At 62.5% G+C, this 24,384-nt stretch carries 18 protein-coding genes, 1 tRNA gene and 1 rRNA gene; 7 read left to right on the top strand and 13 right to left on the bottom strand.

Annotated features, from left to right (window positions below; genetic code table 11):
• Positions 1 to 17: 17 nt before the first annotated feature.
• Positions 18 to 188 carry a hypothetical protein gene (locus AB5Y98_RS17730; protein ID WP_368232385.1) on the bottom strand — a complete coding sequence of 57 codons (171 nt, stop codon included), beginning with the start codon at positions 186 to 188 and terminating at the stop codon, positions 18 to 20.
• A 365-nt stretch (positions 189 to 553) separates the two neighbouring features.
• Positions 554 to 2,725, bottom strand: coding sequence for a DNA helicase II (uvrD, locus tag AB5Y98_RS17725; protein WP_368205315.1), 2,172 nt, complete (start codon positions 2,723 to 2,725; stop codon positions 554 to 556).
• A 433-nt stretch (positions 2,726 to 3,158) separates the two neighbouring features.
• Between uvrD and AB5Y98_RS17720 the strand changes: the two genes are divergently transcribed.
• The 4 genes from AB5Y98_RS17720 (at position 3,159) to AB5Y98_RS17705 (ending at position 7,990) form a co-directional block, all read left to right on the top strand.
• On the top strand, positions 3,159 to 4,157 hold the full coding sequence (locus AB5Y98_RS17720; RefSeq protein WP_176452737.1) for a BMP family protein: 999 nt from the start codon (positions 3,159 to 3,161) through the stop codon (positions 4,155 to 4,157).
• 83 nt (positions 4,158 to 4,240) lie between these two features.
• Positions 4,241 to 5,821: an ABC transporter ATP-binding protein gene (locus tag AB5Y98_RS17715; RefSeq protein ID WP_054543849.1), complete on the top strand. Its 1,581-nt coding sequence runs from the start codon at positions 4,241 to 4,243 to the stop codon at positions 5,819 to 5,821.
• 82 nt (positions 5,822 to 5,903) lie between these two features.
• Positions 5,904 to 7,022: an ABC transporter permease gene (locus tag AB5Y98_RS17710; RefSeq protein ID WP_024943031.1), complete on the top strand. Its 1,119-nt coding sequence runs from the start codon at positions 5,904 to 5,906 to the stop codon at positions 7,020 to 7,022.
• A gap of 2 nt (positions 7,023 to 7,024) precedes the next feature.
• Positions 7,025 to 7,990 (top strand): ABC transporter permease, encoded by a 966-nt coding sequence (locus tag AB5Y98_RS17705; RefSeq protein WP_024943032.1) that lies wholly within the window; start codon positions 7,025 to 7,027, stop codon positions 7,988 to 7,990.
• 59 nt (positions 7,991 to 8,049) lie between these two features.
• Here AB5Y98_RS17705 and AB5Y98_RS17700 read toward each other — a convergent pair whose 3' ends face one another.
• A complete protein-coding gene (locus AB5Y98_RS17700) occupies positions 8,050 to 8,955 on the bottom strand; it encodes a LysR substrate-binding domain-containing protein (RefSeq protein WP_005307641.1) in 906 nt (301 codons plus the stop codon).
• A gap of 119 nt (positions 8,956 to 9,074) precedes the next feature.
• On the opposite strand from AB5Y98_RS17700, the gene AB5Y98_RS17695 reads away from it, so the two are divergent.
• Both AB5Y98_RS17695 and fghA read left to right on the top strand, forming a co-directional pair.
• Positions 9,075 to 10,202, top strand: coding sequence for an S-(hydroxymethyl)glutathione dehydrogenase/class III alcohol dehydrogenase (locus AB5Y98_RS17695; RefSeq protein WP_368232383.1), 1,128 nt, complete (start codon positions 9,075 to 9,077; stop codon positions 10,200 to 10,202).
• Positions 10,203 to 10,251: 49 nt separating this feature from the next.
• Positions 10,252 to 11,088 carry an S-formylglutathione hydrolase gene (gene fghA / locus AB5Y98_RS17690; RefSeq protein WP_065017200.1) on the top strand — a complete coding sequence of 279 codons (837 nt, stop codon included), beginning with the start codon at positions 10,252 to 10,254 and terminating at the stop codon, positions 11,086 to 11,088.
• 53 nt (positions 11,089 to 11,141) lie between these two features.
• Here fghA and AB5Y98_RS17685 read toward each other — a convergent pair whose 3' ends face one another.
• Positions 11,142 to 11,864, bottom strand: a complete 723-nt coding sequence (locus AB5Y98_RS17685) for a head GIN domain-containing protein (protein ID WP_368232381.1) — start codon at positions 11,862 to 11,864, stop codon at positions 11,142 to 11,144.
• A 364-nt stretch (positions 11,865 to 12,228) separates the two neighbouring features.
• Here AB5Y98_RS17685 and ovoA point away from each other — a divergent pair, with 364 nt between their 5' ends.
• Positions 12,229 to 14,379, top strand: coding sequence for a 5-histidylcysteine sulfoxide synthase (ovoA, locus tag AB5Y98_RS17680; RefSeq protein WP_368232379.1), 2,151 nt, complete (start codon positions 12,229 to 12,231; stop codon positions 14,377 to 14,379).
• A gap of 58 nt (positions 14,380 to 14,437) precedes the next feature.
• Here the strand turns inward: ovoA and AB5Y98_RS17675 are convergent, their stop codons facing one another.
• From AB5Y98_RS17675 to AB5Y98_RS17635, 9 genes are all read right to left on the bottom strand, one after another.
• Positions 14,438 to 15,409 (bottom strand): bile acid:sodium symporter family protein, encoded by a 972-nt coding sequence (locus AB5Y98_RS17675; RefSeq protein ID WP_017788662.1) that lies wholly within the window; start codon positions 15,407 to 15,409, stop codon positions 14,438 to 14,440.
• A 211-nt stretch (positions 15,410 to 15,620) separates the two neighbouring features.
• Complete coding sequence (locus AB5Y98_RS17670; protein ID WP_017788661.1) at positions 15,621 to 17,057, bottom strand: amino acid permease; 1,437 nt, start codon at positions 17,055 to 17,057, stop codon at positions 15,621 to 15,623.
• A gap of 166 nt (positions 17,058 to 17,223) precedes the next feature.
• On the bottom strand, positions 17,224 to 17,562 hold the full coding sequence (locus AB5Y98_RS17665) for a tRNA-binding protein (protein WP_323918214.1): 339 nt from the start codon (positions 17,560 to 17,562) through the stop codon (positions 17,224 to 17,226).
• 76 nt (positions 17,563 to 17,638) lie between these two features.
• A complete protein-coding gene (locus AB5Y98_RS17660) occupies positions 17,639 to 19,084 on the bottom strand; it encodes an amino acid permease (protein WP_368232376.1) in 1,446 nt (481 codons plus the stop codon).
• Between the two features lie 102 nt (positions 19,085 to 19,186).
• Positions 19,187 to 19,642: a beta-galactosidase subunit beta gene (locus tag AB5Y98_RS17655; protein ID WP_195879539.1), complete on the bottom strand. Its 456-nt coding sequence runs from the start codon at positions 19,640 to 19,642 to the stop codon at positions 19,187 to 19,189.
• A complete protein-coding gene (gene ebgA, locus AB5Y98_RS17650) occupies positions 19,639 to 22,713 on the bottom strand; it encodes a beta-galactosidase subunit alpha (RefSeq protein WP_368232374.1) in 3,075 nt (1,024 codons plus the stop codon). The genes AB5Y98_RS17655 and ebgA overlap by 4 nt, the downstream gene beginning before the upstream one ends.
• Positions 22,714 to 23,034: 321 nt before the next feature.
• Positions 23,035 to 24,000, bottom strand: a complete 966-nt coding sequence (gene ebgR, locus AB5Y98_RS17645; RefSeq protein WP_368232372.1) for a transcriptional regulator EbgR — start codon at positions 23,998 to 24,000, stop codon at positions 23,035 to 23,037.
• Between the two features lie 154 nt (positions 24,001 to 24,154).
• Positions 24,155 to 24,269 (bottom strand): 5S ribosomal RNA (gene rrf / locus AB5Y98_RS17640).
• Positions 24,270 to 24,291: 22 nt separating this feature from the next.
• Positions 24,292 to 24,367, bottom strand: a tRNA-Thr gene (locus AB5Y98_RS17635).
• Between the last annotated feature and the right edge of the window lie 17 nt (positions 24,368 to 24,384).

The raw sequence follows: 24,384 nt of genomic DNA, 5'->3' as shown, positions 1-24,384 counted from the left end.
TCAAAAGACGGAAGAAATCAGAGCGCACCCAATCTGGCATACGCAGTCACCAGCCACTTGGCGCCGACGTCGTTGAACTGGATCTGCCCCCGGCTCTGCTGGCCGAGCATGATGCCGCTGGCTTCGAAGATCTGTTGCACTTCGTTCTGACTAAAACGGCCGTGCAGGAACACCAAAGTCAGAGGCAACGTCAGGGACGCCATCAGGGATGATGGCGTAGCCGCAGTCGGCACAGGGATGTGCCGTCTGCGGCGGCCCGGCCGACGTTGGCTCTGGCCCGAGGGCACTGGCGAAGCCAGCGGATTAGTGGGGGAGAAGACCTTTGGTGACTTTGGGTCTTTCCAAAGTCACTCGCCCAAGCCCGAAGGGCAGGCGAAACCCTGTCGAGGGCCCTGCCCTCGCGTCCTGCACGGCGCAGCTGTGCTGCCAACAGCTAGGCACACCATATACCCATGACGCGAACGTCCGATTACGCTTCGCTAATCGAACCTACAGTACTGACAAAAAAGGAGCCAACGGCTCCTTTTTCTATTGATGGCGGGTGCGCTGCGCCCTACAGCGCCTCAAGGCGGGCATACGCCGTCACCAGCCACTTGGCGCCGACGTCGTCGAACTGGATCTGCACCCGGCTCTGCTGGCCGACCCCTTCGAAGTTGAGCACTATGCCTTCCCCGAATTTTGGATGCAGCACCCGCTGACCGAGCTTGATGCCGCTGGCGTCGAAGCTCTGCTGCACCTCGTTCTGGCTAAAGCGGCCGTACTGGGTGGGGCGGCTGACCTGGGTGCGCAGCCGGATCTCTTCCAGACACTCGGCGGGCATCTCGCGGATAAAGCGGCTCGGCTTGTGGAACATCTCGCGGCCGTAGATGCGGCGGCTCTCGGCATAACAGATGTAGAGCTTCTCCATGGCGCGGGTCATGCCGACGTAACAGAGGCGGCGCTCCTCTTCCAGCCGGCCCGACTCCTCGGTCGATTGCTGGCTGGGGAACATGCCCTCTTCGACGCCGACCAGCAGCACCAGCGGGAACTCCAGCCCCTTGGCGCTGTGCAAGGTCATCAGCTGCACCGCGTCGGCATATTCGTCCGCCTGATTCTCGCCGGATTCCAGCGCCGCGTGGGCGAGGAAGGCGGAGAGATCGCTCATATCTTCCAGCTCATCCGGCCGCTGGTACTGGCGGCAGGCGGTGACCAGTTCGTCCAGGTTTTCTACCCGCGCCTGGGACTTCTCGCCCTTCTCCGCCAGATACATGGCCTTGAGGCCGGAGTGCTGGATGGCGATATCCGCCTGCTGGTGCAGGGGCAGCATGGCGACCTGCTCCTCCAGCGTGTCAATGAGCTCGACAAAGCCGCGCACCGCGTTGCCGGCACGGCCGGTCAGCACCTTGTCGTTGAGCAGGGTCTTGGCGGACTGCCAGAGGTTCTGGCCCTGATCCCGGGCGTTATTGCGCAGTATCTCCAGGGTGCGATCGCCGATGCCCCGGGTCGGGGTGTTGACCACCCGCTCGAAGCTGGCGTCGTCGCCACGGTTGTTGATAAGACGCAGGTAGGCCATGGCGTCCTTGATCTCCTGGCGCTCGAAGAAGCGCAGGCCGCCGTAGATGCGATACGGCATGGCGTCCTGCATCAGCGCCTCTTCCAGCACCCGTGACTGGGCGTTGGAGCGATAGAGGATGGCGCAGTCGGCCAAGAGGCCGCCCTTCTCTTTCCAGTCCTTGAGGCGGCCGACCACGAAGCGGGCCTCGTCCACCTCGTTGAAGGCGGCGTACAACGAAATCGGCTCGCCCTCGGCCCCCTCGGTCCACAGCTCCTTGCCGAGGCGCTCGGCGTTGTTGGCGATCACGCTGTTGGCGGCCTTGAGGATGTTGGCGGTGGAGCGGTAGTTCTGCTCGAGGCGGATGGTTTCGGCCCCCTGATAGTCGGTCAGGAAGCGCTGGATGTTCTCGATCTTGGCGCCGCGCCAGCCGTAGATGGACTGGTCATCGTCGCCGACGATCATCACCTTGCCGGTGTCCCCTGCCAGCATCCGCAGCCAGGCGTACTGGATGCCGTTGGTGTCCTGGAACTCGTCCACCAGGATGTTCTGGAAGCGGTCGCGGTAGTGCTCGAGGATGTGGGGCTTGTTCAGCCACAGCTCGTGGGCGCGCAGCAACAGTTCTGCGAAGTCCACCAGCCCGGAGCGATCGCAGGTCTCCTGATAGGTCTTGTAGATCTGCTGATAGGTGCGGGTGACGGGGTCGCCGTAGAGGTCGATGTCGCCGGGGCGCAGCCCCTCGTCCTTCTTGCCGTTGATGTAGCCCATCACGGCGCGCGGGGCCCAGTGCTTCTCGTCGAGGTTGAGCGCCTTGAGCACCCGGCGAATGAGGCGGTACTGGTCGTCGGAGTCGAGGATCTGGAAATCCTGCGGCAGCCCCGCATCCAGATGGTGGGCCCGCAGCAAGCGGTGGGCGATGCCGTGGAAGGTGCCGATCCACATGCCGCGCACGCCGTCGCCTATCACCTTCTCGACCCGGCCGCGCATCTCGGCCGCCGCCTTGTTGGTAAAGGTCACCGCGATGATGGAGAAGGGTGAACAGCGTTCCACCTGCATCAGCCAGGCGATACGGTGCACCAGCACCCGGGTCTTGCCCGAGCCGGCACCGGCCAGCACCAGCAGGTTGCAACGGGGGGCCGCCACCGCGTCTCTTTGCTTGTCATTGAGCCCGTCGAGCAGGGTTGAAACGTCCATCACCACTCCTGTTTATTTATACAGGCGGGGATTATACGACCTGCGGCGCCGCAGACCAAATCGGCGTATGAGGGATCGCCGCCCTCCGGCTTTCCACCGCACCTAGTGGGGGCCTGACCACAGAGAAAAATCCATCAGTTGGCACCATTGGAAGCCACTTTTTGGCCGATTTCAGGAAAACGCTTGCTTATAACCTCATGAATACAAACAGAAATGTCATTTGGAGCCAATTATTCACAGAATTTAAATCTAAAAACAGGCATCAAAACAACAACTTATAAAGTCATTTGCTTATATTTCAAACCGTTAACGCAAACGTTTTTCCTTTATGATCTCCTTGACCCGTACCACGGCTCACTTACAGTTAGCCGGCGTGCTTTATGGCCTGCCCCGGCAGGTTGTGGACCCTCACATAACAATCAAGGATACGATCGTGACTAAAGTGCTCAAGCTGGCCACCGTTGCCGCCCTCACTCTCGCTGCCCTTTCTGCCCAGGCAGCCTCCCAGCCCGCCGTCATCTACGACACCGCAGGCAAATTCGACAAATCGTTCAACGAAGCCGTGTTCCGCAATGGCGTCGAAGTCTACAACAAGGACAAAGGCGTCAAGGTCAAGGAGTTCGAACCCCAGAACGAAGCCCAGCGCGAGCAGGGTCTGCGTCGTCTGGCCAGCCGTGGCAATGGCCCGATCGTGGCCGTCGGCTTCAACATGGGTTCCGCGGTAGAGAAGGTCGCGACCGAGTTCCCGAACACCCAGTTCACCATCATCGACATGGTGGTCGACAAGCCGAACGTCCAGTCCGTCATCTTCAAGGAGCATGAAGGTTCCTTCCTGGTGGGCGCACTGGCTGCCATCGCCTCCAAGAGCGGCAAGGTCGGCTTCGTGGGCGGCATGGACATCCCGCTGATCCGCAAGTTCGAGTGCGGCTACGAGCAGGGCGCCAAGTACGTCAATCCGAAGATCGAAGTGTTCCAGAACATGACCGGCTCCACCCCGGCAGCGTTTGCTGACCCGGCCAAGGGTGCGGAACTCGCCAAGTCCCAGTTCGCCAAGGGCGCCGATGTTGTCTATGCCGCCGCCGGCGGTACCGGCATCGGTGTTTACCAGGCCGCCAAGGACGAAGGCAAACTGGCCATCGGCGTGGATTCCAACCAGAACCACCTGCAACCGGGCACCATGCTGACCTCCATGGTCAAGTCGGTGGGCCTGGCCGCCTACCAGACCTGGGATGACGCCGCCAAGGGCACCTGGAAACCGGGTATCAAGAACCTGGGCCTGGCCGAGGGCGGGGTGGATTGGGCACTCGACAAAGACAACGAGAAGCTGATCACCCCCGAGATGAAAGCCAAGGTGGAGGCCATCAAGGCCGAGATCATCTCCGGCAAGGTCAAGGTGCACGACTATATGAGCGACAGCACCTGCAAATACTGAGTAACCGCTACTACTCTCAACCCAACGACCGGCCCGCACGGGCCGGTTTTTAGTCTCTTTTCATGACCCGCAAGGACTGCATCATGGACCAGACAGATCGCTATGCCATCGAATTAAGGGGTATCGATAAGCGGTTTGGCGAAGTGTACGCCAACAAGCAGATCGACCTTAAGGTTCGTAAAGGCAGCATTCACGGCATCGTCGGCGAAAATGGCGCCGGCAAGTCGACCCTGATGAGCATCATCTACGGTTTCTACCACGCCGACAAAGGCGAGATGTTCATCGACGGCAACCCCTTCAAACCCCATGGCTCACAGGATGCGATCGCCGCAGGCGTGGGCATGGTGCACCAGCACTTCATGCTGGTGAACAACTTCACCGTATTGGAAAACGTCATTCTCGGCGCGGAAAACGGCTGGCACCTGGGCCAGAGCCTGGCGGCGGCCGAAAAACTGCTGGGCGAGCTGGCACGGGACTATGGTCTCGAAGTGCCGCTGCACGAGAAGGTCGAGGATCTGCCGGTGGGCCTGCAACAGCGGGTCGAGATCCTCAAGGCGCTCTATCGTGGCGCCCGCATCCTGATCCTGGACGAGCCGACCGGGGTACTGACCCCGCAAGAGGCGGATCACCTGTTCGAGGTGCTCAAGAAGCTGCGGGATCAGGGGGCGACCATCATCCTTATCACCCACAAGCTGCGGGAGATCCTGGCCATCACGGATCAGGTCTCCATCATGCGCCGGGGTGAAATGGTGGCCCACGTCGCCACCAGGGATACCGACAAGGAGCAGCTGGCCGAACTGATGGTGGGCCGCAAGGTGCGTCTCAAGGTCGACAAGGGGCCGACCCAGCCGGGCGACGCCAAGCTCAAGGTCGATGGCCTCAGCTATGTGGATGACGCCAGGGTGGAGCGGGTCAAATCCGTCAGCTTCGAGGTGCGGGCCGGTGAAGTGGTCGGCATCGCCGGCGTCTCCGGCAACGGCCAGTCCGAGCTGCTCAGCCTGCTCGGCGGCATCCTCAAGCCCAGCAAGGGCAGCTTCACCATCACCGGCAACGGTCAGGCCCACGAGGTGAGCGTGAGCCACCCGGCCGACCCGGAGCGGGTGCGCAACTTCGGTCTCGGCCACGTGCCGGAAGACAGGCACAAGATGGGTCTCATCAACCGCTTCGAGGCGAAAGAGGCCTTCATCCTCGGCTATCACCGCCGCCCCCAATACAACAAGGGCTGGCTGCAGAACAAGGAGGCGATCCTGCAGGATTGCCAGGCCAAGATGGACAAGTGGGACGTGCGCCCGCCCCATCCCGAGCACAAGACCGCCAACTTCTCCGGCGGCAACCAGCAGAAGCTGGTGATCGCCCGGGAAGTGGAGCAGGACCCGGACGTACTGCTGATCGGCCAGCCGACCCGTGGGGTCGACATCGGTGCCATTGAGTACATCCACCAGCAGATCATCGCCATGCGTGACAAGGGCAAGGCAGTGTTGCTGGTGTCGGTGGAGCTGGACGAGATCATGAGCCTCTCTGACCGCATCCTGGTCATCGCCGACGGTCGCATCGTCGGTGAGCTGGATGCCGCCAAGGCGGATGAACGCACTATCGGTCTGATGATGGCGAACATAGTTCCTGACGAGGTGGCGGCAAGCCAATCACAAGGAGCCACATCATGAAGGTCACCGCCACTTGTAACGGATTCGGCCTGCTGATGGTCAACACTCCCGTCTTCGACCAGATTGCCAAGGAGGCTCGCCCATGAGCCAAGCACGTATCCCTGCCTGGATCTCCGTGGGCGTACTACCCGCGGTCAACATCCTGCTGGCCTTCCTGGTGTCGGCCATCCTGTTCTACTACCTCGACATCAACCCGGTCGATGCCGCCGAGATCATGTGGTACGGCGCCTTCGGCACCGGTGAAGGGGTCGGTTTCACCCTCTACTACGCGACCGGCTTCATCTTTACCGGCCTGTCGGTGGCGGTGGCCTTCCACGCCGGCCTGTTCAACATCGGTGGCGAGGGGCAGGCCTATATCGGCGGCCTCGGCGTCGGTCTGGTCTGTCTGCTGCTGGGTGACTCCCTGCCGTTCGCCCTGCTGCTGCCGCTGGCCATCATCGCCGGCGGCCTGTTCGGCGCGGCCTGGGCCTTCATCCCGGCCTGGCTGCAAGCCAAGCGCGGCAGCCACATCGTCATCACCACCATCATGTTCAACTTCATCGCCGCCTCCCTGATGGCCTACCTGCTGGTCGAGGTGTTCAAGCCGGCGGGCTCCATGGCCACCGAGAGCAAGGTGTTCGCCGAGGCGAGCTGGCTGCCGAAGATGAGCGAACTGGCGGGGGCATTCGGCATGGAGATGTCGAACAGCCCGCTCAACATCAGCTTCTTCTGGGCACTGCTCTGCGCGGCCCTGGTGTGGGTCTTTATCTGGCATACCCGCTGGGGCTACGAGATCCGCTCGGTCGGCGCCAGCCAGAGTGCGTCAGCCTATGCCGGCATCTCCTATCCCAAGGTGGTGATCCTGGCCATGGTGATCTCCGGCATGCTGTCGGGCTTCTTCGCCCTCAACGTGCTGCAGGGTGAACTGCACCAGATCAAGCTCAACTTCGTGGAAGGGTTCGGCTTCACCGGCATAGCAGTGGCGCTGATGGGGCGCAACCACCCGGTCGGCGTCATCATCGCCAGCCTGCTGTTCGGCTTCCTCTATCAGGGTGGCGCCGAGCTGAGCTTCGAGTTCGGGGTGGACCGCAACATAGTGGTGGTGTTGCAGGGTCTGGTGATCCTGTTCTGTGGCGCCCTTGAGCACATGATGCGTCCGCGTATCGAGCAGCTCTATCTGGCGTTTGCCAACCGCTCAGCCGCGCAAGCCAAGGGGGCCTGATCATGTTTGAAATTCTGATCCTGATGCTGGATGCCACCATCCGCACCGCGCCGCCACTCATTCTGGCGGCCATGGCCGGCATGTTCTGCGAGCGCTCCGGGGTGGTCAACATCGCCCTGGAGGGCAAGCTGCTGGCGGCGGCATTCGCCAGCGCGGCGGCGGCAGCCGTCTCCGGCTCTGCCTGGATTGGGTTGGGTGCCGGGGTGGGTGTCTCCATCCTGTTCGCCCTGATGCACGGCTTTGCCACCATCACCCACCGCGGTGATCAGGTGGTGAGCGGCATGGCCATCAACATCCTGGCGGCCGGCCTGACCGTCACCCTGGGTCGTTACTGGTTCGATCAGGGCGGCCAGACCCCGGCGCTGTCCGGCGCGGCCCGTTTCGCTCCCATCGACCTGCCCTATGCCAAGGAGCTGTATGACGTGCCTGTCGTTGGCCAGCTCTACAGCGAGCTCTTGAGCGGCCACTCCCTGCTGGAGTACGTGGCGTTCGCCGCCGTGCCGCTGGCCTGGTGGGTGCTGTTCCGGACCCGCTTCGGTCTGCGCCTGCGGGCGGTGGGCGAGGCACCGGCTGCGGTCGACACCGCCGGTATCTCTGTGGTGCGCATGCGCTACACCGCACTCATCATCGGCGGCCTGCTGGCCGGCATCGGCGGCACCTACCTGGCGGTGGCCCAGACTGCCCAGTTCATCCCCAACATGAGTGCGGGCAAGGGCTTCATGGCGCTGGCGGCGCTGGTGTTTGGCAAGTGGCGTCCCTGGAACGCCATGGCGGCCTGCCTGCTGTTCGGCTTCCTCGATGCGGTCGCCATCCGGCTGCAAGGGGTCAGCATCGGCGGTTTCCCGATCCCGGTGCAGGCCATCGAGGCGCTGCCCTACATCCTGACCGTGTTCCTGCTGGCCGGCTTCATCGGCAAGGCGGTGGCACCCAAGGCGCTCGGCACCCCCTACGTCAAGGAGCGGGAATAGCGCTCCCCTTGATGCCATGCAAAAGGCCCGCACATGCGGGCCTTTTTTATTGAGCGAAGTCAGCCGACGGGGCGCACCAGCGCGGGCTGATGGGGATCGCTCAGCCGCTCCGCCAGATAGTCCACCAGCAGCCGCACCTTGGGAGAGAGATGGCGGTTGTGGGGATAAAGGGCCCAGATCCCCTCCGCCGGCGCCCGCAGCTCCGGCAGCAGCTCGATAAGCTCGCCTTGGGCCAGGTGGTCGCTCACGTAGTAGTCCGGCAGCTGGATGATGCCGATCCCCTTGAGCGCCGCATCCAGCAGGGCGTGGCCGCTGTTGCAGTGCAGCAGGCCGTGCACCCGCACGCTGTGGGGACGGCCATCCAGGGTGAAGTGCCACTCGTCGCTGTTGCCCACCAGGCAGGTGTGGCGGGTGAGCTCGGAGAGGCTGTTGGGCATGCCGTGGCGGGCGGTGTAGGCGGGCGAGGCGCACACATAGGGCACCCGCTGCGCCAGCTTGCGCGCCACCAGGCTGGAATCCTTGAGGTGGCCGAGCCGCAGCGCCAGATCGTAGCCCTCGTGCACCAGATCCAGCAGCTGGTTGGTCAGGTTGAGGGTCACCTCCAGCTGGGGAAAGCGCACCATGAAGTCATTCACCAGCGGGGCGATGCGGCTCTCACCGTAGGAGACCGGGGCCGTGATGCGCAGGGTGCCCTGCGGCACCGCCTGATGACGCCCCACCGCCAGCTCCGCCTCGTAGAGGTTGTCCAGCAGCTGGCGACAGTGGCGATAGTAGATCTCGCCGAGCTCGGTGAGCCGCACCTGACGGGTGGTGCGCAGCAGCAGCTTGGCCTGCAGCCGATCCTCCAGCTGTGCCACCTGCCGGCTGACTTGCGCCACCGACACCCCCAGCTTGCGCGCCGCCGGGGTAAACCCCCCCTGCTCCGCCACGCTGACAAATTCACAGATCCCTTCCCAGCCGAACATTATTACCTATGTGTAAAAGTGATTTCAGATTTCGCCTTATTATCACCAAATAAGCGGGAAACTACACTGGATGTCCGAACCCATTCTCCTCACCCTGCTCAACAATAAGGACATCCGTCATGGCACAGGTTCAAAGCATCAAGTGTAAGGCCGCCATCGCCTGGGGCCCGGGCCAGCCCCTCTCCATCGAAGAGATCGAAGTCATGCCACCCCAGGCGGGTGAAGTGCGGGTGCGCATCGTCGCCACCGGCGTCTGCCACACCGATGCCTTCACTCTCTCCGGTGAAGATCCGGAAGGGGTCTTCCCCTGCATCCTTGGTCACGAGGGGGGCGGCATCGTCGAATCCGTCGGCGAGGGCGTCACCAGCGTCAAGGTGGGCGATCACGTGATCCCGCTCTACACCCCCGAGTGCGGCGAGTGCAAATTCTGCAAATCCGGCAAGACCAACCTGTGCCAGAAGATCCGCGCCACCCAGGGCAAGGGGCTGATGCCGGACGGCACCACCCGCTTCTCCAAGGATGGCCAGCCCATCTATCACTACATGGGCACCTCCACCTTCAGCGAATACACGGTACTGCCCGAGATCTCCATCGCCAAGGTGGACCCGGCCGCCCCGCTGGAAGAGGTCTGCCTGCTCGGCTGCGGCGTCACCACCGGCATCGGCGCCGTGATGAACACCGCCAAGGTGAAAGAGGGTGAGAGCGTCGCCATCTTCGGGCTGGGCGGCATCGGCCTCTCCGCGGTGATCGGCGCCCGCCTGGCCAAGGCCGGCCGCATCATCGCCATCGACATCAACGAGAGCAAGTTCGAACTGGCTCGCAAGCTGGGCGCCACCGACTGCATCAACCCGAACGACTATGACAAGCCCATCCAGGAGGTGATCATCGAGCTCACCGACGGCGGCGTCGACTTCTCGTTCGAGTGCATCGGCAACGTCAAGGTGATGCGCGCGGCGCTGGAGTGCTGCCACAAGGGCTGGGGCGAATCGGTCATCATCGGCGTGGCCGGCGCCGGCCAGGAGATCAGCACCCGTCCATTCCAGCTGGTCACCGGCCGGGTCTGGCGCGGCAGCGCCTTCGGTGGGGTGCGCGGTCGCAGCGAACTGCCGAGCTACGTGCAGCGCTACATGCAGGGCGAGTTCAAGCTGGACGACTTCATCACCCACACCATGGGGCTGGAGCAGATCAACGAGGCGTTCGATCTGATGCACGAAGGCAAGAGCATCCGCAGCGTCATCCACTACTGAGCATGATCACCCCGCCCGCCACCGTGGGCGGGGTGCAGGAGTTCCCCCGATGAATCTGGACATAATCAGCAGCAACAAGAGCTTTGGCGGCTGGCACAAGCGCTACAGCCACGCCTCCGAGGTGCTGGGTTGCGAGATGCGCTTCGCCATCTATCTGCCGCCCCAGGCCCTCACCGGCCAGAAGGTGCCCGTGCTCTACTGGCTCTCCGGCCTCACCTGCACCGATGAAAACTTCATGCAGAAGGCGGGCGCCCAGCGCATCGCCGCCGAGCTCGGCATTGCCCTGGTGGCGCCGGACACCAGCCCGCGCGGTGCAGACGTCGCGGACGACCCCGGTTACGATCTCGGCATGGGCGCCGGCTTCTACGTCAATGCCACCCAGCATCCCTGGCGCGATCACTACCAGATGTACGACTACGTCACCCGCGAGCTGCCCGAGCTCATCGAGACCCACTTCCCGGTCTCTACGAAGCGCGCCATCAGCGGCCACTCCATGGGGGGCCACGGGGCGCTCATCGCCGCCCTGCGCGAGCCGGGCCGCTACCGCTCGGTGTCGGCCTTCAGCCCCATCAGCCACCCGAGCCGCTGCCCCTGGGGCCAGAAGGCGCTCGGTGCCTACCTCGGCAACAACCCCCTGCTGTGGCAGGAGTGGGACGCCTGCCAGCTGCTGCGCAATGAGTCGGTCAAACCACTGCCGACTCTGGTGGATGTGGGGCTGGACGATCCCTTCCTGATCGAACAACTGCACATCGATGCCCTGGCCGATGTGGCCGCCAGCAAGGAGTGGCCGCTGGAGCTCAACCGCCACCCCGGGTACGATCACAGCTACTACTTCGTGGCGAGCTTTATCGAGGCGCATCTGCGCTTTCACGCCCGCCACCTCTGATCGAAACAGGCCCGTAACGGGCCTGTTTTCTTCTTGTCGGCGTATAAGGCCATTCAGCTGCCCTGCCGGCTCACCTCGCCGGAGCCGGCAATCTCGCTCTGCAGCACAGGATCACCCCAGTAGCTGACCGAGCCCGAGCCGGCAATGCCCACCTTGAGCCGATCCTGGGCCCTAACCTCCACGTCGCCGCTACCGGCGATATTGACCTCCACCTCGCGACCCTTGAGCTCGGCCCCCAGTACATCCCCCGAGCCGGCGATGTTGAGCTCGACGGCCCTGGCCGTGCTGTTCCCCAGATCCAGGCTGCCCGCTCCCGCGATGTTGCCCTCCAGCCGATCCAGTTCGAGCCCGTCGGCGACTATGTCACCGACCCCAGCCACCGACAGCACCAGCGCCTCCCCCTTGAAGCCGCGCAGCTCGCCGCTGGCGACCCCTGCCAGCGCCAGCTCATGAAGCGCGGGCAGGGTGATGGTGATCTCCAGCGGTTCGGTCGGATCGAGCCGGTAGCCGTCCTTCACCTCGATCTCCAGCTTGTCGCCCCGCTCGCTCAGCACCAGATAGGGCAGCAGGTTCTCCTGCCCGCGGATGCGCACCCCGCGCGGCTCGCCGGCCACCAGATGGACACTGGCGGGCACCCCGGCCAGCACCCGGGTCACCTGCCGGCCCATCCCGTGCTGCTGCTCGATCAGGGCCCCCGCCCCGCTCACCCGGGTATCATCCAGCCAGCTGCACCCGCTGAGCCCGACCGCCAGCACCACGCCCATCATCCATTTCATCGCCACTCTCCTCATTGTGTATTGGCCAGTCGCGGCCCCTTGGTCAGCATCCATCGCAAAGCCTGTGCCAGTTAATCAACCACATGATTTACAAGACGATATCCATTCTTACACCACATAACCACAGCAAGTTGAGAGTCATTCAGACCATAAAATGGCGAATCTGACCATCCCCGAACGGGCAGGCGGAGGGTTGGCTGGCGAGCCGTTCGCGGGGTCGCTATGCTGACAAGCCGTGGAAGTTTTTGGTTGCCGAGCCGGTCTGTTGAGCCAATAGTGGTACCTTGTGCGTACAAAGCTCTCCATTGCGGTAATGCCATTACCACTGTCTTGTCAGTCTTCACTGCCAACAAGGAGTCAGAGCGTGACCCAAGCCACTCTTCTCTATTCCACCGCCACCGGCCTGCCGGAACCGACCCGTACCCCGCTGCTGACCGGCAGCGATCCCGAACACAAGCGCCGCGAGCTGCTCGCCTACTTCTGCCAGACCTTCGATCTCTACGACTCGCTGTTCGACTGCCTGGCCGACGAGCGCGCCTGGTTTGACAAGGCGATCCCCCTGCGCCACCCGCTCATCTTCTACTACGGCCACACCGCCGCCTTCTTCATCAACAAGCTGCTGGCGGCCCGCCTCATCGAGGGGCGACTCGACGCCCGCATTGAGGCCATGGTCGCCATCGGGGTGGACGAGATGAGCTGGGACGATCTGGACGAGACCCATTACGACTGGCCCTCCGTCAGCGAGCTGCGCGCCTATCGCGGCCGGGTGCGCGCCCTGGTGGTCGACTTCATCGAGAAGATGCCGATCGAACTGCCCATCGGCTGGCAGAGCCCGGCCTGGGTCATCCTGATGGGGATAGAGCACGAGCGCATCCATCTCGAGACCTCCAGCGTGCTGATCCGCCAGCTGCCGCTCGCCTGGGTGCGCAGCCAGCCCCAGTGGCCGGTCTGCCCCGAGGCGCGCCATCGCCGTGACGAGGTGCCCGCCAACACCCTGCTGCCGGTGGCCGGCGGCCGGGTGCGGCTTGGCAAACAGGACGCCACCTACGGCTGGGACAACGAATATGGCGAGCGCCACATCGAACTGGCCCCCTTCCAGGCCAGCCGCATGCTGGTGAGCAACGCAGAATTTTTCGATTTCGTGCAGGCGGGCGGCTACGAGACCCGTGCCTGGTGGGATGACGAAGGCTGGGGCTGGCGCCAGTATGCCGGGGCGCGCATGCCCACCTTCTGGGTCGGCGACCCCCTCGAACCTGAGCAACTACAACTACGGCTGATGACAAGGCAGGTTCCTATGCCCTGGGACTGGCCGGTGGAGGTGAACCAGCTGGAGGCCGCCGCCTTCTGTCGCTGGCAGGCGGCCCAGACCGGCCTGCCCATCCAGCTGCCGAGCGAGGCGGAGTGGATGCTGCTGCGCGAACAGCTGACCGGCGATCAGCCGGACTGGATCGAGGCGCCCGGCAACATCAACCTGGCCCGCTTCGCGTCCTCCTGTCCGGTGGATGCCTGCCCGCAGGGCAGCTTCTTCGATCTGGTGGGCAACGTCTGGCAGTGGACCAACACCGCCATCGACGGCTTCGAGGGGTTCAAGGTGCATCCCCTCTACGACGACTTCTCCACCCCCACCTTCGATGGCAAGCACACCCTCATCAAGGGCGGCAGCTGGATCAGCACCGGCAACGAGGCGCTCAAGTCCTCCCGCTACGCCTTCCGTCGCCACTTCTTCCAGCATGCGGGCTTCCGCTACCTGGTATCCCGCCATCAGGAGCCCGTCATCGTGAACCCCTATGAAACCGACACGCTCGTAGCACAATACCTCGACTTCCAGTACGGCCCGAGCCACTTCGGGGTCGCCAACTACGCCGAGGCTCTGGCCAGCCTCGCCAGCGAGCTGTGCAGCCGCCATGAGCGGGCGCTGGACATCGGCTGCGCCACCGGCCGCGCCAGCTTCGAGCTGGCCCGCCGCTTCGCCCACGTGGACGGGGTCGACTACTCGGCCCGCTTCATCGACGTGGCCCTGACCCTGGCAAGACAGGACAGCTTCCGCTATGCGGTGCCGGTGGAGGGAGACCTGGTGGAATATTGCGAGGCGCGGCTCTCCCGCCATGAGCTCGGCCGCGAGCAGGCCGATCGCGTCCACTTCAGCCAGGGGGATGCCTGCAACCTCAAGCCCAAGTATGCGGACTACGATCTGGTGCTCGCCTCCAACCTCATTGACCGGCTGCGGGAACCCGCCCGCTTCCTGCGGGACATTGCTCCGCGCCTTCGCAGCGGCGGCCTGCTGGTGCTCACCAGCCCCTACACCTGGCTGACCGACTACACCCCCAGGACCAACTGGCTCGGCGGTGTGCGCGAGAACGGCGAGGCCCTCGGCACCTATCAGGCGCTGCAGCGGCTGCTGGCGGAGGAGTTCGAGGAGCACATGCCCCCGAGGGACGTCCCCTTCGTCATCCGCGAGACCGCCCGCAAGTACCAGCACACGGTGGCCCAGCTCACCGTCTGGCGCAAACGCTGACGACGCGGCAAACGAAAGAGGGAGGCCCACTGGCCTCCCTCTTTTTTATCCGGGCGTCTTACCCCTGCTGCACCTGAGGCACGGCCTCCTGCTCGCGGTAGCGACGGGCCAGCACGGCGCACACCATCAGCTGGATCTGGTGGAAAATCATCAGCGGCAGCACCATGACCCCGACGCTGGCGGCCGGGAACATGACGTTGGCCATGGGCACCCCGTTGGCCAGGCTCTTCTTCGAGCCGCAGAAGACGATGGTGATCTCGTCCTCCCTGTCGAACCCGAGGCGGCGGCTGATCCAGACGTTCCAGCCCAGCACCAGCGCCAGCAGCACGCAGCTCAGCAGCACGATACTGGCCAGATCGTACCAGCCGACCTGGTGCCAGATCCCCTGCACCACCGCCTCGCTGAAGGCCACATAGACCACCAGCAGAATGGAGCTCTGGTCCAGCTTGCCGATGAGCGGCCGGTGGCTGTCGACCCAGCGGCCGATGAGCGGGCGTGACAGGTGGCCCACCACGAACGGCAGCATCAGCTGCACCATGATGGCCTGGATCGAGTGCCAGGTGTCGACCCCCTCCCCCTGTACATTGATCATCAGCCCCACCAGCACCGGCGAGAGGAAGATGCCGAGGATGCTGGAGGCCGAGGCGCTGCACACCGCCGCCGACACATTGCCGCCGGCCATGGAGGTAAAGGCGATGGCCGACTGCACGGTGGCGGGCAGGGCACAGAGATAGAGGAAACCGAGGTAGATGGCCGGGCTCAGCCAGTGGGGCACCAGCGGCGTGAGCAGCAGCCCCAACAGCGGGAACAGCACGAAGGTGCTGGCCATCACCACCAGGTGCAGCCGCCAGTGGCCGAGGCCCGCCAGCAGGTTCTGGCGCGACAGCTTGGCACCATGCATGAAGAACAAGAGCGCTACCGCCAGCTTGGTCAGCAGACCGAACCAGACGGCTACCTGCCCCTCGCAGGGGAAGAAGGAGGCCAGCGCGACCACCACGATCAGTACAGAGGTAAAGGGATCCAGACGCACGAGCAGTCTCCGGTGAAAGCAGATCCCGTCCCCGCGCGGGGCCGGTGATCGGGGACGACAGGAAACACAACAGGAGCTGTGGCACAGCTCCTGTTGAAACGGATCCCCAGCTTACCCCGATAAGCGGGAGGCGCAAAGTTGAGCGACCCCTCTTTATCTGCCGGAAATTAAGCAAACCCGGCTGGCCACCGGAGCCGGCCAGCCTTGTGCTTCAGCTCTGTTTGGCCAGCTTGCCGCCAGCTGTGCCGGTGGCCTGCTTGCGGACCTGCCGCTTCTCGAAACGGGAGATCCACCAGTAGGCCAGCGCCGAGAAGACCGCCGTCATGAAGACGTTGATGAAGAAGGCGCGCACCAGATCGACCCCGGCCGGGAAGGCGGAGGCGCTCATGCTCACCACGAAGATGGCGATCAGCACCGACACCACCCCCATCCCGAACTTGCGCGACCCCATGCGAAACTCGCGCGGGGTGTCGTCGTGTTTCCAGCGGAACACGAAGTAGGCCACCATGATGAAGATCGGCGGCAGCATGGCGGTACCGGCAGTAAGGTTGATGGCGGTGTTCATCATCTGCTGCACGGATTCCGAGCCGAAGCCGTTGACCACCAGCATCACGAACACAAAGACAAACTGCCACCAGGCGGCGCGAACCGGCACGCCGTGCTCATTGAGCTGGGTGGTCTTCTCGCCGTAAACCCCCTGCGGGATCTCGGAGAAGTGGATCTTCACTGGCGCCGAGGTCCACATCATCATGGAGCCGAACATGGCGATGAACAGCACCACGCCGACGAAACGGCCCACCAGCGCCTCCGACAGCTCGAAGTACTGGGCCATGCCGGTGAAGATCTCCACCATGCCGCCGGCATAGGTGAGGCTCTCGCGCGGCACGAACACGTTCACCAGCAGGGAACCGACCGCATACATGGCACCGATGACGATACCCGCACTGATGATCACCTTGATGAAGGACTTCTGGCCCCCCTTCACATCGTTGAGGTAGGCCGCCGCCGTCTCGGCACCGCCCGCCGCCTGGAAGATCCAGCACATGATGCCGAGGGTCGCCCAGTTGACGGTGGGGGTCATGGCTTCCAGGGTGATGGGCTGGGCCGGCACATGGTCGCCACTCAGAGCCATCAGCGCGCCCAGCACATAGATGGCGAACAGGGCAAACACCCCGTAGGCCACTATTTCGGCAATCTTGCCGAGCCAGCTCGCCCCCTTGGTGGAGATGTGGGTCGCCGCCGCAAACAGCACGATGGAGATGAGCGAGGTGACCATGGGCGAGAAGCTGTACTCATAGCCCAGCATGGCGTAGGAGGCGTAGGCGATGACGTTGGGCAGCAGGGAGACGAACCAGAACAGGTTCACGAACCAGTAGAGAAACGAGCCCAGATAGGCCATCCGGGTGCCGAGCGGCTTTTTCAGCCAGTCGTACATGCCCGACTCGGAGTTTTTGTTGGCCGAGACGAACTCGGCAATGATGAAGACGAACGGGATGAAGTAGACGAGGGTCGCCAGCAGGAAGATGGGGGCGGAACTGAGCCCCAGCTCTATGTTGTTGTTGACGATGTTGCGCACGTTGAACACGGCGGCAAAGGTCATCGACAACAGGGCAAACTTGCCTATGGTGCCGCGTACGGATTCAGACATGGTGTCCTCCAGTGGACTCGCGCTCCCTGCGGGTAACGCTGTGACTCTGTGATGTGTTCGGCAAGGGTCTGTCGGCCCCGCGCTTTACTCTCTTGTTATGATCGGGCCGCGTGGACGGCCTCGTTGCTGAACCGGTACCGTCTCCCGTACCGGCTCGCAATACCATTCAGACGATCGGGGTGCCCGGCGCCATCGGCACCCGCGGCTGCAGCAGCACGCTCTGGCTCTCGTCCGGGGTCTCGGCGCAGAGCAACATGCACTCGGATCGCTCACCGCGCATTCGGGTGGGCTTGAGGTTGGTCAGCACCACCACCTCGCTGCCCATCAGCTCCTCTTCGCTGTAGTAAGGCACCAGACTGGTGACGGTCTGCAGCGGTCGCTCGCCCCCCACGTCAATCTGGACGATGTAGAGTTTGTCGGCCCTGGGGTGGCGCACCACCTCCAGCACCTTGCCCACCTTCATCTCGACCCGCTTGAATTCGGCAAACTCTATCGTCTCGCTCATGCTCTTCTCCTTCTCTGGTTCAACGGTTTGCGGGTGGCCAACGGCCACCCGGTCTGATTGGGATTCAATGCAGTGGCTATGGCGCCTGCATGGCAACCTGCGCTGTCGGCTGGGCCTCTTTCGCGCGCGCCTCGGCGCTGAGGGAGGCCTCGTATCTGTTGTATTTCCACCAGGCGAAGCCGAGGAAAATCACGATCCCGCCGACGTTGTAGAAGACGATGGTCATGATGTCGGCGCCGGTGGGGAAGGTGGAGGCGAGGAAGCCCACCGAGAAGATGGCGATCAGCACCGACACCACGGCGATGCCGGTGGTGCGCGACCCCATCTTGAACTCCCGCGGCAGGTGGTCGAGCTTCAGGCGCAGATTGAGGTAGGCCAGCATGATGAACAGCGGCGGCAGCATGGAAGCGGCAGCGGTCATGTTGATGACGGTGTTCATCAGATCCTGTGCTGTGTTGGAGCCCAGGGTCGGGATCACCATCAGCGGCAGCACGATGAGGTACTGGATCCAGGCAGCGCGGGCGGGTACGCCGTTCTCGTTCAGCTCGACGGTTTTCTTGCCGAAGATGCCGGCCGGGATCTCGGAGAAGAAGATTTTCACCGGGGTCGCGGTCCACATCAGCAGGGAGCCGAACATGGCGGTGAAGGAGACCAGCCCGACAAAGCGGTTCATCAGGATCTCCGGCAAGCCGAAATGGGCTGCCAGCCCCTCAAACACCTGCACCGAGCCGCCGGTATATTTCAGGGTGTCGCTGTGGACGAACACGTTGATCAACAGCGATGCGATGGAGTAGAGCACGCCGATAAAGATCCCGGCGACGATGATCACCTTCACGAAGGACTTGGAGCCGCCCTTCACGTCATTGACGTAGACCGCCACCGACTCGGCGCCACCGGCTGCCATAAAGATCCAGGTGGTGATACCGAGGAAGGCCCAGCTGAAATCGGGGATCATGGCCTCTACCGTGATGGGGTCTGCCGGCTGCACGCCGCCCACCAGAGCCGCACCTGCCAGCAGGATGTAGGATAGGGTCAGCAGCAGCATCAGGGACGAGGTCACCGAGGTGATGGGGCCGAGCATCTTGGCGCCGTTGGTAGAGACGTAGGTGGCAAAGGCGAACAGCACCATGCTCAAGGCCGTGGTCGCCACCGGGGTGAGAATGTACTCGTAACCGAGGAAGGCATAGGAGGCGTAGGCGATGACCCGCGGCAGCAAGGAGGTAAAGAAGAACAGGTTCACGAACCAGTATGTGTAGGCGGAGATGAAGGCCCAGCGACCGCCGAGGGAGCTCTTCACCCAGGCATACACCCCCGCCTCGGAGTTTTTGTTCAGCGACACGAACTCCGCAATGATCAGGCAAAACGGAATGAAGTAAAAAATGGTGGCCAGAAAGAACATCGGGGCCGAGGCCAGACCGATCTCGATGTTGTTGTTGATGACGTTGTTGAAGCTGAATACCGCCGCGAAGGTAAGCGACAGCAGACCAAACTTGCCGATCGTATTGCGTTTGGAATCAGACATGGTGCATCTCCAGACCTGTAGTTATTGCAGCGAAAGAGCGGGGCATGATTTGTAGGGTGAGCCCCGCCCTTTCGGCTTTGTCAGTGCAGAACTAGCGGCTTGTTATTTGTTTTTGAAGTAGCCGCCTTCGACGGTGACCTTGATGATCAGCTTGCGCACCAGTGCATCACCGACAAACCGGTAAGCCTCGTCGTTCTCGAAGATCACCACCTGACCGTTGCCCACCTGCTGGCGCTCACGCACCTCGCCGGCCAGCCACTCGCGGTCTGTGGTGTCGTCATAAGCCTGCTCGACCCGCAGATCCGACTTGGGGGCCCACTCCACCGTTTCTGCCCCTTCCAGGTAGTAGTGAACGTCGAAGTAGCGGCGCTGCCCCTCGAACAGTGAGGTGGCCGGGCTGGCCCCCTCCTGCAAGCGGTAGGTGAGGGAGTCACCGATGGAGTGGCAGATACCGGGCTTGAGGTTGGCCAGGTTGTTGATGGCCTCCACGCAGCGGCCCCACTTCTTGCCCTCCCGGTAGATGTTTTTGAACAGGGTCAGGTTGTCCAGGGTGATCATGCGAGGTTCCTCCCGCCGTTGATGGTGAGATCGAGCCCGGCCAGCACAGCCGGATTGAGGTTGCCACGAGCGATGGGCAACAAGGTCAGGCCGAAGCTGAACGGCTCGAAGCGCACCCGCCAGGAGTCCAGCACCTCGGAGCCCCAAGAGTTGGAGCCCAGCCCCAGCACCTTGTGATCCAGATTGAGGGTGAGATAACCACAGGGCTCCAGCTCGTTGATGTGCTGCGCCGCGTGGATATGCTCCGAGCTGTAGGGCCAGACGCTCAGGTTGATGGGGGCATCGGGCCGCACGTAGAGACCGGCGCCGTGACGGTTGGTCAGGGTCGCCCAGCGCACCTGCTGGCGGTTGCCGTTGTCCTGCGGGAAAGGGTAGTGCTCCCACATCTCGCCCACTGTGCTCTGGAAGCTGTCGATCCAGTTGCTCTGGCGGCTGTCCTGATAGTTCTCGCCCGGACCCATGCCAAGGTAGTGCACCCGGTCGAGATCCTGACGAATACCCAGCTCGAAACCGATCTTGGGAATGATGTCGTCATAACCGCCGTAGGGCTGACCGGACAGCGCAACGTGCAGCTGACCGTTCGGGCTAAGGGTGTAGACGTAGCGGCAACGCATACCGAAGTCGAACACCGGCGGGGCGATCAGGCTCTCGACCGTCACCTCGACCGCCTCGCCCAGCTGACGCCAGCTCAAAGTACGGAAGTGCTCCTGCATGATCTGCAGGTGGTTCGGGTGCCACAGGCTCTCGTACTCCTGCTTGTGGTTGTCGATCATCGGCTTGAAGAAGGTGAGGCGGGGCGAGCACTCGATAAGCTCATTGCCATCCTGCTGCCAGCTCACCAGCTTGCCGTCGAGGCGCGAGAAGCGCAGGGCAAAGCCGCTGCCGCTCAAGGTCAGCGCGAGGCGCTCATCGGCGATATGCAACGGGGTCGCGTTGGGGTTGGCAAAGGGTCGCAGCTGACGAGTCGATGCCTTCAGCTGGAACTGGTACTGGCCCAGCTCGTGTTCCGCCGCGCTGTAGCGGGTCGCACTGGCCTTGATGACCCGCAGTTGGACGAAGGTTTCCCGCCCATCGAGAGCAGGCAGTTCGAGTTGCAGCTCTGTGGTGGCACCGGGGGCCACCCCTTCCAACCGGATCTGCTGGCTGGCCAGCAGCTCGCCCTCGGCCTTCACCTCGACCAGCAGACGGATGTCGTCGAGAGTGGAGAACCAGTAGCGGTTTTCCACCGCCAACTTGCCGCTGGCCAGATCCAGCGCCCGCACCTTGACCGGGCAGATCACCTGCTTGTATTCGCGCAGGCCCGGCCCCGGGGTCTGATCCGGGTAGATGAGGCCATCCATGCAGAAGTTGTAGTTGTTGGGATAGTCGCCGTAGTCGCCACCGTACTTGTAGACCGGGCGGCCCTGCTCGTCCTGATCCAGAATGCCGTGATCGCACCACTCCCAGATGTAGTGACCCTGAATGTGGGGATGACGGTCGAACACCTGCTGGTATTCGCTGAGACCACCCGGGCCGTTGCCCATGGCGTGGGCGTATTCACAGAGGATGCGCGGCTTACTCATAGGGAACTCGCCGAAGCAGTTCATCTGGGAGACGCGGGAATACATGGTGCTCACCACATCCACCACCTCGGCATCGCGATCCTCTTCGTAGTGCACCAGCCGGGTCGGGTCGAGCGCCTTGCAGCGCTGGTACATGGCTCTGATGTTGCAGCCATAGCCGGACTCGTTGCCCAGCGACCAGATGATGATGGAGGGGTGGTTCTTCTGGGCGTGCACATGGCGCTCAATCCTGTCCACGAACACCGGCTCCCAGAAAGGGTCGTCGGTGATGCGGCTGAGATCGCCGACGTTGGCAAAGCCGTGGGTCTCCACGTCGGTCTCCGCCATCACGAACAGACCGTACTGGTCGCACAGCTCGTAGAAGCGAGGATCGTTCGGGTAGTGGGCGGTACGCACCGAGTTTAGGTTGTGCAGCTTCATCAACACTATATCGCGCTCCACCCGATCCATGCCGACGGCGCGGCTCTTGAGGTGGTCGTTGTCGTGGCGGTTCACCCCGTGCAGCTTGAGATAGCGACCGTTGACATGGAAGAGGCCATCCTTGACGGTGATTTCACGCACCCCGACCCGCTGCGGGATCACTTCCAGCAGCTCGCCCTGAGCGTTGTAGAGGGAGAGTTGCAGCTGATAGAGGTAAGGGTCTTCGGCACTCCACAGATGGGGGTTGGCCAGATCCAGCGTGAAGCGGCAATCACACTTGCCGTCGATGACGAGATGGTCGAGTGTGCCGCTGGCGATCTCGCAGCCCTGATCCAGCAGTGACCAGACCAGACGGTGATCACGGGCAGCTGCCCCCAGGTTCTCGAGCTGGATGTCGCAGCTCAGGGTGGCGCTCTGGTTGTCCTCTGCCAGCGCGGTGCGGATGAAGAAGTCCTGTACATGGGCGGTCGGCTTGCCCACCACATAGACGTCGCGGAAGATCCCTGCCATCCACCACATGTCCTGATCTTCGATATAGGTGGAGTCCGCCCACTGCATCACCCGCACCGACAGCAGGTTTTCGCCGATGTTGGCGTAGGCGCTGATATCGAACTCGGCGGTGAGGCGGCTCCCCTTGCTGAAGCCGACGTAGTGGCCGTTCACATAGACCTCGAAGTAGGTCTCCACCCCGTCAAACTTGATAATCACCTGCTCGCCATCCCAGGCCGGGCTCAGCGTGAAGCTGCGCTGATAGGCGCCGGTGGGGTTGTTGGTCGGCACGAAGGGCACGTCGATGGGGAAGGGAAAACCTTCGTCGGTGTACTGCAGATTGCCATGCCCTTCCATCTGCCACATGTTGGGCACGGTGATCTGGCCCCACTCGCTCATGGGGCTGTGATAGAAGGCCTCCGGCACCTGCAGGGGGTGATCGAAGTAGTGGAACTGCCACTGGCCGCTAAGGCTCAGAAAACGGCGGCTCAGCTCGCGCTGCATGGTGGCCGCCAGCCCGTGGTCGGCATAAGAGAAGAAGTAGGCGCGCGGGGCCAGCCTGTTTTCACCAACGAATTGGACGTTTTCCCAGTTATTCACATGTCCTCCCGGAACAAGGCAACGTTAACTGGGTAAACTCTAGATAAATATTTACTAAATATCAGTTTTAGATCGGTAAAGTTTTAACCTGATCACAGTGAGCGGATGGTTTTGTGAGCGAGATCAGAAGCGGAAGACAAAGGAGGGCAAGGTATAGATGAGTGGCATGGATGTTGATAACAGCAGGCCATGATGTAATTAAATTAACTATAAAACAATATGATATGAGTTTCTTGGAAGAGATGGGAAAGCGGTTTACTTGGGAGAGGTGTTGCGCCACCGCAAGATGGCGCGACTAAAAACAGAGGTGTTTTACTAAAACTATCGTGTAGTACCGCGCAGAGTCAATTTGCTCGGTACCAGCACCCGCAGCGGAATGTCCCGCTCGTCACGCAGCCGTTCAACCAGCAGATTGACCCCCTGGGAGCCCATCAACTCGGAGTGGATCCGCACCGTGGAGAGGGGCGGAAAGGTGAACTTGGCGGTCGGGATATCGTTGACGCTGATAAGCTCGATCTGCTGCGGAATCGCCAGCCCCTTCTCGTGGATGGCACGCAGCACGCCGATGGCGATGGAGTCGGAGGCCACAAACAGTGCCTTGGGCCAATCCCCGGCCAGCATCTCTTTGGCCAACTTGTAACCGGAGGCGCTGGAGAAATCCCCACGATAGAGGTCGCTCTCCTGCACCACACCAAGGCGTTGACCGTAGTCGAGGAAGGCCAGTTCGCGCAGATCCGGGCCATCATCCTGACCGCCGATATAGCCGATGTGCTGGTGTCCCTGGGCCATGAAAAAATCCACGACCTGCTGGCTGATCAGCGCCAGATCCACGTCAATCGAGTCAAAGTCACCTTGAGAGCGGCAATCCACGAACACCAGCTGGGCAGAGAGGGAGTGAAGCGCGGCGAGACGCTCTGCGGGCAGATGGCCGATGACCAGGATACCGTCGACGGCGGAGAGATCGCGCCCCTCGGCACCGTTGTAGAAGTGGGTCAGTTCGATGTTGAGGCGGGCGCACTGGGTCTCGATGCCGTAGCGGATGGCCAGATAGTAGGGATCGTTGACCTCGGTGCTCTGCGGGTAGGCATAGACCGCCAGGAAGTGCAGCTTGCTCTTGTGAACCCCCTTGCGGGCACCGCTGGTCTTGTACTCCAGCCGCTCGGCGATCTCGAAGATCTTCTGCTTGGTCTCTTCCTTGACGCTCAGCGTCGGATCTTCATTGAGCACCCGCGACACGGTAGCCTGGGATACCCCCGCCTCCTGTGCAATTTCCTTCAACGTGGCCATGCATACTCCTCTGGCAATGACGCGCGACAACACCAGACCAAGAGTAACGGGCAACGTGCTGACATCCCAGCATTTTTACTAAAAGAAACCCATCATAACGGCAAATTTCCAATGCAAAAAGGCCTCCCGAATGGGAGGCCTCTTCTAAATGGGTGCCTGACAGTGTTCTACTCTCGCATGGCGAATGCCACACTACCATCGACGCTACCGCGTTTCACTTCTGAGTTCGGCATGGGATCAGGTGGTTCCACGGCGCTATTGCCGTCAGGCAAAAGCTGTACTACTTGAAAATGGTGCTGATACCCAGAATCGAACTGGGGACCTCATCCTTACCAAGGATGCGCTCTACCGACTGAGCCATATCAGCACACTAACCGGTAAAGA

The sequence above is a fragment of the Aeromonas sp. s3 genome, assembly GCF_040907805.1.
In the GTDB taxonomy this organism is placed as follows: Bacteria; Pseudomonadota; Gammaproteobacteria; order Enterobacterales; family Aeromonadaceae; genus Aeromonas; species Aeromonas dhakensis.
This window is presented reverse-complemented; position numbering and strand designations above follow the sequence as displayed.